The 8,181-nt window shown below is 73.1% G+C and carries 10 protein-coding genes; 3 read left to right on the top strand and 7 right to left on the bottom strand.

The window, feature by feature from the left end; genetic code table 11:
- From ACWEVO_RS22330 to mtfM, 6 genes are all read right to left on the bottom strand, one after another.
- Window positions 1-805: asparaginase (locus ACWEVO_RS22330; protein WP_452309467.1), on the bottom strand; the 805-nt coding region annotated here is incomplete at its 3' end.
- A gap of 94 nt (window positions 806-899) precedes the next feature.
- Window positions 900-1,727 (bottom strand): 3-keto-5-aminohexanoate cleavage protein, encoded by an 828-nt coding sequence (locus ACWEVO_RS22335; protein WP_452309468.1) that lies wholly within the window; start codon window positions 1,725-1,727, stop codon window positions 900-902.
- Between the two features lie 86 nt (window positions 1,728-1,813).
- Window positions 1,814-2,926: a CAF17-like 4Fe-4S cluster assembly/insertion protein YgfZ gene (ygfZ, locus tag ACWEVO_RS22340; RefSeq protein ID WP_452309469.1), complete on the bottom strand. Its 1,113-nt coding sequence runs from the start codon at window positions 2,924-2,926 to the stop codon at window positions 1,814-1,816.
- Window positions 2,923-3,351, bottom strand: coding sequence for a Fur family transcriptional regulator (locus tag ACWEVO_RS22345; protein ID WP_452309470.1), 429 nt, complete (start codon window positions 3,349-3,351; stop codon window positions 2,923-2,925). Before ACWEVO_RS22345 ends, ygfZ begins: the two co-directional genes overlap by 4 nt.
- A 121-nt stretch (window positions 3,352-3,472) precedes the next feature.
- Window positions 3,473-4,063 (bottom strand): FABP family protein, encoded by a 591-nt coding sequence (locus tag ACWEVO_RS22350; protein ID WP_452309471.1) that lies wholly within the window; start codon window positions 4,061-4,063, stop codon window positions 3,473-3,475.
- Window positions 4,057-4,161 carry a small membrane protein MtfM gene (mtfM, locus tag ACWEVO_RS22355; protein WP_046570768.1) on the bottom strand — a complete coding sequence of 35 codons (105 nt, stop codon included), beginning with the start codon at window positions 4,159-4,161 and terminating at the stop codon, window positions 4,057-4,059. The genes ACWEVO_RS22350 and mtfM overlap by 7 nt, the downstream gene beginning before the upstream one ends.
- A 12-nt stretch (window positions 4,162-4,173) precedes the next feature.
- On the opposite strand from mtfM, the gene ACWEVO_RS22360 reads away from it, so the two are divergent.
- From ACWEVO_RS22360 to ACWEVO_RS22370, 3 genes are all read left to right on the top strand, one after another.
- Window positions 4,174-4,548 (top strand): DsrE family protein, encoded by a 375-nt coding sequence (locus tag ACWEVO_RS22360; RefSeq protein ID WP_452309472.1) that lies wholly within the window; start codon window positions 4,174-4,176, stop codon window positions 4,546-4,548.
- Window positions 4,549-4,637: 89 nt separating this feature from the next.
- Window positions 4,638-5,021 (top strand): SCP2 sterol-binding domain-containing protein, encoded by a 384-nt coding sequence (locus tag ACWEVO_RS22365; RefSeq protein WP_452309473.1) that lies wholly within the window; start codon window positions 4,638-4,640, stop codon window positions 5,019-5,021.
- Entirely contained in the window at window positions 5,018-7,072 is a 2,055-nt protein-coding gene (locus tag ACWEVO_RS22370; protein ID WP_452309474.1) for an amylo-alpha-1,6-glucosidase, read from the top strand. Before ACWEVO_RS22365 ends, ACWEVO_RS22370 begins: the two co-directional genes overlap by 4 nt.
- A gap of 157 nt (window positions 7,073-7,229) precedes the next feature.
- Here ACWEVO_RS22370 and ACWEVO_RS22375 read toward each other — a convergent pair whose 3' ends face one another.
- Window positions 7,230-8,072 carry a hypothetical protein gene (locus ACWEVO_RS22375; RefSeq protein WP_452309475.1) on the bottom strand — a complete coding sequence of 281 codons (843 nt, stop codon included), beginning with the start codon at window positions 8,070-8,072 and terminating at the stop codon, window positions 7,230-7,232.
- Between the last annotated feature and the right edge of the window lie 109 nt (window positions 8,073-8,181).

Here is an 8,181-nt window from a genome sequence, read left to right on the forward strand (position 1 = left end):
GTGCGACCGCGCCGAACCCCGGCACCGCGGCCGCGATGACCCCCTCTGCGCCGACCTTCGCCAGCAGCCCGGGTACGCCCCGCATGAGCCGGGTGTCGTCGGCCTGGGTGCCGCCCACCAGCTCCGGGAACGTCCGCATCGCGTCCGCCACGGTCCGCTCCACGGTGCCCGGCTCGGCGGAGACCAGTCGCAGGTACGCCCGCGCCAGACCGGTCAGCGACACGGCGAGCACGGGCGCGCCGCAGCCGTCCACCCCGACGGCCGCCGCCGACTCGCCGGTGAACTCCTCGATCGCGGCGGTCAGCCGCTGCTGGAGCGGGTGTTCGGGCAGCCAGTAGCCGTTCAGCGGCCAGCCGGCCGCGAGACAGGTGAGCAGCATCCCGCTGTGCTTGCCGGAGCAGTTCATCTGGATCCGCCGCGCCCCGCCCCCGGCCCGCAGCACCGCCTCCCGCGCTGCCTCCCCGACCGGCAGGTCCGGCGGGCAGTGCAGGGCCTCCTCGTCGAGTCCGCCCCGGCGCAGCAGGGCACCGACGCGCTCGACGTGGAACTCCTCGCCGGCGTGGCTCGCCGAGACCAGCGCCACGTCGGCGGGGTCGGTCAGCGGCAGGCCGGCCCGGAGCATCCCGATCGCCTGCATCGGCTTGTTGGACGACCGGGGGAAGATCGGCGAGGTGCCGTCCCCCGCCCCGGCCACCGGCGTGCCGGTGGCGTCGAGCACCACCACGGAACCCCGGTGCAGGCCCTCCACGAACCCGGACCGGACCACCTCGGCGAGCGGCACGCCGCCCTCGTACGTCTTTCCCACGCAGTGGACGGTACCGAGGGGCCCGGCGGGTCCGGCAGCGGGGTGACCAGCGGCGGCGGCCGAGGGCGTACAGGGGTGCCGGGCGGGGCGTCGCTTACAGACCGAGCAGCGCCCGGGCCTCGGCGGTGGTCAGCGGCGGGCGCTGGGCGAGCTGGGCGAAGCCGACCGCGCGGGCGACCAGCTGCATGTTGGACTCCACCGGCCGGCCCTTGGCGTAGGTGACCGTGTCCTCCATCCCGACCCGGAGGTGGCCGCCGGCCGACAGGGACGCCAAAAGCACCGGGATGGTGCTGCGGCCGATCCCGGTGGCCGAGAACGTGGTGCCCTCGGGCAGGTCGCGCAGCATCTGCTGGGCGGCGACCAGGGTGGCCGTGGTGCCCGGCATGCCGCCCGGCACACCCATCACGAAGTCGACGTGCACGTGGCCGCCGTGCGGCAGGCCGTACTTGCCGAGCAGCCGCTGCAGGGCGGTGAGGTGGCCGAGCTCGAAGATCTCGTACTCGGGGACGACACCCTTCTCCTGCATCCGGGTGTGCAGGTCGACGATGAACTCCCACCGGTTCATGAAGACGTCGTCGCCGAAGTTGACGGTGCCCATGGTGCAGGAGGCCATGTCCGGGCCGGCGTCCAGCACGGCCAGCCGGTCGGCTTCCGGGTCGGTCACCGCGCCGCCGGAGGAGAGCTGCACGATCAGGTCGGTGCTCTCCCGCAGCGCGGCCACGGTCTCCCGCAGCCGGCCCTGGTCGAGGGTGGGCTTCGCCTCGTCGTCCCGGATGTGGACGTGGATCACGGAGGCGCCGAGCGCCTCGCACTCCTTGGCGGTCACCAGCAGCTCGTCGAGGGTCACCGGCAGCGCCGGCACCTCCGCCTTGGCCGACTCCGCGCCGGTGGGGGCAACCGTGATCAACGTCCCTGTGGTCATGCCCGGATCCTAGACCGGAGGCCCTCCGGACGGAAGAATCCCCGACGCCAGCTCATCGCGGCGGAAAACTTCCCGCCTTCCACCCGCTACGCCGGATCGATCGCGGCGGCCGCCTCCCCGACCATCAGTCGGGCGTCGTCCGGGACGTTGCGCTTGACCACCGCGAGGGCGATCTGCCCCAGCTCGTAGTGGTGCACCGCGGTGCCCACGAAGCCGACCGCGCGGCCATCCAGCGTCACCGGCGTGCCGGCGACCGGCGGCTGGTCGGTGGTCACCCCGTCCAGGTGCAGCAGGGCCAGGCGGCGCGGCGGCTTGCCCAGGTTGTGCACCCGGGCCACCGTCTCCTGGCCCCGGTAGCAGCCCTTGTCGAGGTGCACGGCCGGGGCGATCAGCTCCACCTCGGCCGGGATCGTCCGGTGGTCGGTGTCCACGCCGGCCCGCGCGCGCCGAGCGGCCACCCGGATCGCCTCGTACGCCCACAACCCGGCCACCGGCACCCCGGCACCGCGCAGCTCGTCCACCACCTGGGTCATCGCCTCCCGCGGCACCAGCAGGTCCACGCCGAGCGCCACCCGACGGGCCCAACCGCCGCCGGGCAGCGGCTTCACGTCGTACACCACGGTGGGTCGGGACGGCAGCTCGCCGGAGCGGAACTTCGGACCCGGCACCCCGACCACGTCGGGCGCGGCCAGGCCGGTGACCCCGAGGGTGTCGAGCGCGCCGGTGGCCTCCGGCCCGACCAGCGAGAGCAGGGCATGATCGGCGGTCGCATCGCGCGGCTCCACCTTGCTGAAGAACCGCATCTTCTCCAGGTACGACAGCAGGCCGGTGGTCATCCCCGGCTCGGTGTCCAGCCAGGTGGTCTCGCCGTCCTCGGCCACCATGGCGTGCTGTTCCACGTGGCCGTGCGGCGAGAGGACCAGCAGCTCGGTGCCCTGCCACGGGCGCAGCGCGGCGAGGTGCTGGCTGGTCAGCGTGTGCAGCCAGCTCATCCGCTCCTCGCCGGGCACCGCCACCACGCCCCGGTGCGAGCGGTCCACCAGGCCGACCCCGGTGGCCAGCGTGCGCTGCTCGCGCATCGGGTCGCCGTAGTGGGCGGCCACCGGACCCACCCCGGCCGCCCGGTGGGCCGGCTCGGGCTGGTCCCGGGTCTCCTCGTCGATCGCGTCGGTGGCCACCGCGCCCGCGATGTCGATCATTCACGTCCCCCGTTCTCGCACTGGCCGCACACGCCGAAGAGCGCCACGTGCCCGATGTCGACCTGGAATCCCCGCTGCGCGGCCAACTGGTCGGCCAGCGGGCGGAGCAGCTCGGGCTCGATCTCGTCGATCGCGCCACACTCCCGGCAGACCAGGTGTACGTGCTGGTGCTCGCCCGCTGCGTGGTAGGTCGGCGAGCCGTGCGACAGGTGGGTGTGCGTCACCAGGCCGAGCCGCTCCAGCAGCTCCAGCGTCCGGTAGATGGTGGTGATGTTGACCCCGGCGGCGACCTCGCGGACCGCCGTGTGCACCTGCTCCGGCGTGGCGTGCCCCAGCTCCATGACCGCCTGGAGGACCAGCTGCCGCTGCGCCGTCAGCCGCAGCCCACGGGAGCGGAGCAGTTCCGCCAGGGAGGATTCGGACACCGTCCGATCATAGTTCGGCCGGAGCCCCGTCCGGTTGATCAAGGAGTTTGCGTCACAGTTGATCTCCTCGGAGACGCAAACTCCTTGATCAACGGCGCTTCAGCGGGCGCTTCCGCGGGGGTCAGCCGGCTACGCGGGTGAGGCGGGCGGAGAGGTGGGGGCTCAGGGCGTGGCCCATGGCGGCCATCTCCTGGGCGTAGAGCAGGGCCCCCTCGACGATGCCGAACAGCCGGGCGCCGGCGGTGACCTCCTTGGCGGTGGCCGTCCGGACCACCGCGTCGGTGGCGAACTCGATCTGGGTGCCGGTGCGCTTGCCGATGTGCAGCTCCATCACGCCCGTCGGCGTGCTCATCAGCGCTTCCAGCTCGTCGGTGACCCGGTCGCCGTCCATCACCGGACGCCACCAGCCCACCTCGCGGCCGGCCGGCCGGACCGGGCGGCTCTCCTCGTCGAGGATCCAGGCCCGGGACTCATAGAACAGGAACGGCCGCCCGTCGTGGCTGATCCGGATCTCCTGCGCGTAGTCGAAGTCCTCGATGGTGGGGAAGCCGCCCCGCCCGCGCCCGCGCCACACCCCGATGTACGGCAGCAGCCCGTCCAGGCTCCGGTGCAGCTTCGGGCCGACGCGCAGGTCGTGGCTCTCCTCGTACGGGTACGGGTCGACCGGCGGCGCGTTCAGCCACGGCGGCTGCAGCGGATTCTCGCTCACCATTTTCCTCTCGAGATGCGAACAGCGAGGTAGACCAGGCCACCGGCGAGCGCGCCGAGGCCCGCGACCAGCAGGCTGACGAACCCGATCTCGGTAACCATCCCGGCCATCCTATGCTGGGCGACATGGCCCGCACTCTGGTCGTCAAGGCCACCGCCGGCGCCGACGCCCCCGAGCGTTGCGCCCAGGCCTTCACCGTCGCCGCCACCGCGGCCGCCGCCGGTGTCGACGTGTCCCTCTGGCTGACCGGGGAGTCGACCTGGTTCGCGCTGCCCGGGCGGGCACAGGACTTCGAGCTGCCGCACTCCGCGCCGCTGGCCGAGCTGCTGCACGTGATCCTGGCCACCGGCAAGGTGACCGCCTGCACGCAGTGCGCGGCCCGCCGCGACATCGGCCAGGACGACGTCATCCCCGGCGTACGCATCGCCGGGGCGGCGGTCTTCGTCGAGGAGGCGATGGCCGAGGGAGCGCAGGCGCTCGTCTACTGAGGGCAGTCGGCCCGCCCGCCCGAAATGTTCGTGCTGAGCGGCCCGCCGATATTGACCCGGTATTTCCGACTGCTGCCTACCATTCGGATGTGGGCGAGGCGATCGAGCGGTTCTTCGCGTCACTGCCGGCGCGTGCCCCGGCGGTGCTGCGCGGCCCGACCACCGGCCTCCTCCAGATCGACCTGACCAGCGGCAACCGCACCGAGCACTGGTACGTGGAGCTGGGTCCCGGCACGGCCCGGGTGGGCCGGGAGCAGGAGCGGCCGGCCGACGCCACCTTCACCGTCAGCGGGAAGCTGTTCGAGGAACTGACCGCCGGCCGCGAGGCCGGCATGGCGGCGCTGTTCCGGAACGAGGCCACCTTCAGCGGCAACGTGGGGCTGTTCCTGCTCCTCCGCCGGTTCTTCCCCGACCCGCCCGGCACCCGGGATCCCCGGCAGACCGCCCGCGAGCACCTCGGACGGGCAGGATGAAGGAGCGGGTCAGCATCCTGGACGGCAACACGTTCCTGGTCAGCGACCGGCGCGGCAACATCGAGCCGTCCTTCGACTTCCCCACCGGGCTCTTCTCCTTCGACACCCGGTTCATCTCGACCTGGATCCTCACCCTCAACGGGGAGCGGTTGCACGCCCTCTCCATCGACGACTCGCAGTCCTACCGCACGCGCTTCTTCATGGTTCCCGGCGAACCGACGCACTATCTGGACGCCAAGGTCTCGCTGATCCGGAGCCGGTCGATCGGCGGCAGCTTCGACGAGGAGCTGACCCTGCTCAACCACGCCGAGCAGGAGGTCGAGTTCAGCCTGCGGCTGGAAGTCGGCTCGGACTTCGCCGACCTGTTCGAGATCAAGCACAAGCGGCAGAAGAAGGGCCGGACCACGCCGACGGTCGGGGAGAACGAACTCCGGCTCACCTACCGCCGGGAGGCGTTCCACCGGGAAGCGGTGATCACCACGACCGCCCCCGCCGACATCGACGAGAGCGGCATGACCTTCCGGATCCGGGTCGGGCCGCACGGCGAGTGGACCACCCGGCTGCACATCACCACGGTCATCTACGGCGCCCGGGGCGAGGACATCCGGGACACCCTCCCGGTCGGTGGGCACCGCTCGGTCGCGGCCATCCATGCCGAGCAGGACGAGTTGATCGCGCAGGCCCCGAAGCTCGGCTGCGACTGCCAGCCGCTGGCCGGAGCCTACCGGCGCAGCCTGAACGATCTCGCCGCCCTCCGGTACGAGTCGATCACGCTCGGCGTACGGCTGCTCGCCGCCGGACTGCCCTGGTTCATGACGCTGTTCGGGCGGGACAGCATCTTCACCTCGCTCCAGGTGCTGCCGTTCCTGCCCGAGCTGGTGCCACCGACGATCCTCATGCTGGCCGGTCTCCAGGGCAGCCGGTTGGACGACTTCCGGGACGAGGAGCCGGGCAAGATCCTGCACGAGCTGCGCTACGGCGAGACCGCCGGCTTCGAGGAGCAGCCGCACTCCCCGTACTACGGCTCGGCCGATTCGACTGCGCTCTTCGTGATCCTGCTCGACGAGTACGAGCGGTGGACCGGTGACGGGAAGCTGGTCCGGATGCTGGAGCACGAGACCCGGGCGGCGCTGGCCTGGATCGACAGCTACGGGGACCTGCTCGGCACCGGCTACGTCTCGTACCTGACCCGCAATCCGGAGACCGGGCTGCAGAACCAGTGCTGGAAGGACTCCTGGGACTCGATCTCGTACTCCGACGGCCGGCTCCCCGACTTCCCCCGGGCCACCTGTGAGCTGCAGGGATACGCGTACGACGCCAAGCTGCGCGGCGCGCGACTGGCCCGGACCTTCTGGAACGACCCCGGGTACGCCGATCAGCTGGAACGCGAGGCGGCGGCGTTGAAGGAGCAGTTCAACCGGGACTTCTGGATCCCGGACCGGGAGTACTACGCGCTGGCGCTGGACCCCGACGGGCGCCAGGTGGACGCCCTCTCCTCGAACATCGGCCACCTGCTGTGGAGCGGCATCGTGGACGAGTCACGGGCGGCCACCATCGCCGGGCACCTGCTCGGGCCGCGGCTCTTCTCCGGCTGGGGGGTACGGACCCTCGGCGACGATCAGGGCCGGTACAACCCGATCGGCTACCACGTCGGCACGGTCTGGCCGTTCGACAATTCGATCATCGCCTGGGGCCTGTGGAAGTACGGCTTCCGGGAGGAGGCCGGCCGGATCTGCGCGGCGATGCTCGACGCGTCCCGCTTCTTCCAGGGGCGGCTGCCGGAGGCGTTCGCCGGCTACGAACGCGACCTCACCGACTACCCGGTGCAGTACCCGACCGCGTGCAGCCCGCAGGCCTGGTCCGCCGGCACGCCGTTGCTGCTGCTGCGGGTCATGCTGGGCCTGGAGCCGCAGGGCGAGCACCTGATCATCGACCCGGCGGTGCCGGACGGGATGGGCCGGGTCGAGTTGCTCGACATCCCCGGCCGCTGGGGCCGGGTGGACGCGCTGGGCCGTAGCCGCGGTCCGCACGACCACGAACGCGAGCGCTGACCCCGCCGGGCCGGCGGACAATCGGCGGGTGGACCGCCGGCGCGGGAGCCGACCGACGGAAGAGTGACCGACGGCGAACAGCCGGCCGAGGGACACGACCAGCAGAGTGACCGGACCGCGGCGGGCGGCGGCCGCGCAGGGCGGCGGCCGACCGGGGTCAACCGGCGCAGCCGGTGGAGGCGGCCAGGCGGAGCTGGTCGCCCGTGGTGTCGACCAGGACGGCGACGGAGCCGGTGCGGTAGGCGTACAGCCCGGGGCGGTCGACCACGACGGCACCGAGCGGGCGGAGCGCGGCCAGCGCGGCGGGCACGGCGCCGGCGGTCACGCTGACCGTCCGGGCCGACCCACCCGCCGGGCAGGGAGCCGCGACCTGCGCCGCGTCCGGCGTGGCCCGGCCCAGCGCGCGTAGCGCCGCGGTCAGCTCCGGCCCGGCCGGGTAGCCGGGCAGCAGCTCGACGAGGTCGGTGTCGGCCGGGCGGCAGCCGCTGGCGGCGGAGAAGCGGACCAGGCCGTCGGCGACCACGCGCCCGTCGATCGCGACGAACTCGCCCGCGTCGGCCCGCAACCGGGGACGGCCGACCTCGGTGGCGACCCCGGCCCGCCAGTCGGCGGGCAGCCGCTGCGCCACCCGGTCCAGCAGGGCGCGCTCGCTGCCGGCGGGCACCGGCACGTCCAGTCCCCGGGTCAGCGTCGCCCCGTGCGAGAGCGGGGTGACGCGGCAGCCCCGCGCCACCCGCGCCGGGGTCAGCTCCCAGGCGTCGTCGCCGAGCGCGGCCACCAGGCGGCCCATCGCCCGGTCCACCACCGGCGCCGCCTCACCGAGGGTGCGCTGCTCCTTCACGGTCGGCGGGTCGTGCCGCACCGACCACCAGGTCAGCCCGGCGAGCAGCACCGCCCAGGCCACCGTCGCCGGCACCAGCCAGCGCAACCAACGCCGACCGGGCGCCGGCGGGTCGGGACGGGTCGGCGGGGCGTAGCCCGCCTGCACGGCACCACTCACCCGGCCATCGTGTCACGCCCCGACGACCGCCCGGCCCGCCCCCGCCCGCCGCCCCGGCGCGACAGGCCTGATTCCCGGAAAGAGTGGCCTCCAGAGCCGTGGAGGCCAC

Source organism: Micromonospora sp. NPDC003776 (assembly GCF_053605645.1).

Coding starts and splice junctions, on each gene's coding strand:
- ygfZ (WP_452309469.1), bottom strand. CDS start 2,926: ATGATCGACATCGCGGGCGCGGTGGCCACCGACGCGATCGACGAGGAG.
- ACWEVO_RS22370 (WP_452309474.1), top strand. CDS start 5,018: ATGAAGGAGCGGGTCAGCATCCTGGACGGCAACACGTTCCTGGTCAGC.
- ACWEVO_RS22350 (WP_452309471.1), bottom strand. CDS start 4,063: ATGGTGAGCGAGAATCCGCTGCAGCCGCCGTGGCTGAACGCGCCGCCG.
- mtfM (WP_046570768.1), bottom strand. CDS start 4,161: ATGGTTACCGAGATCGGGTTCGTCAGCCTGCTGGTCGCGGGCCTCGGC.
- ACWEVO_RS22360 (WP_452309472.1), top strand. CDS start 4,174: ATGCTGGGCGACATGGCCCGCACTCTGGTCGTCAAGGCCACCGCCGGC.
- ACWEVO_RS22335 (WP_452309468.1), bottom strand. CDS start 1,727: ATGACCACAGGGACGTTGATCACGGTTGCCCCCACCGGCGCGGAGTCG.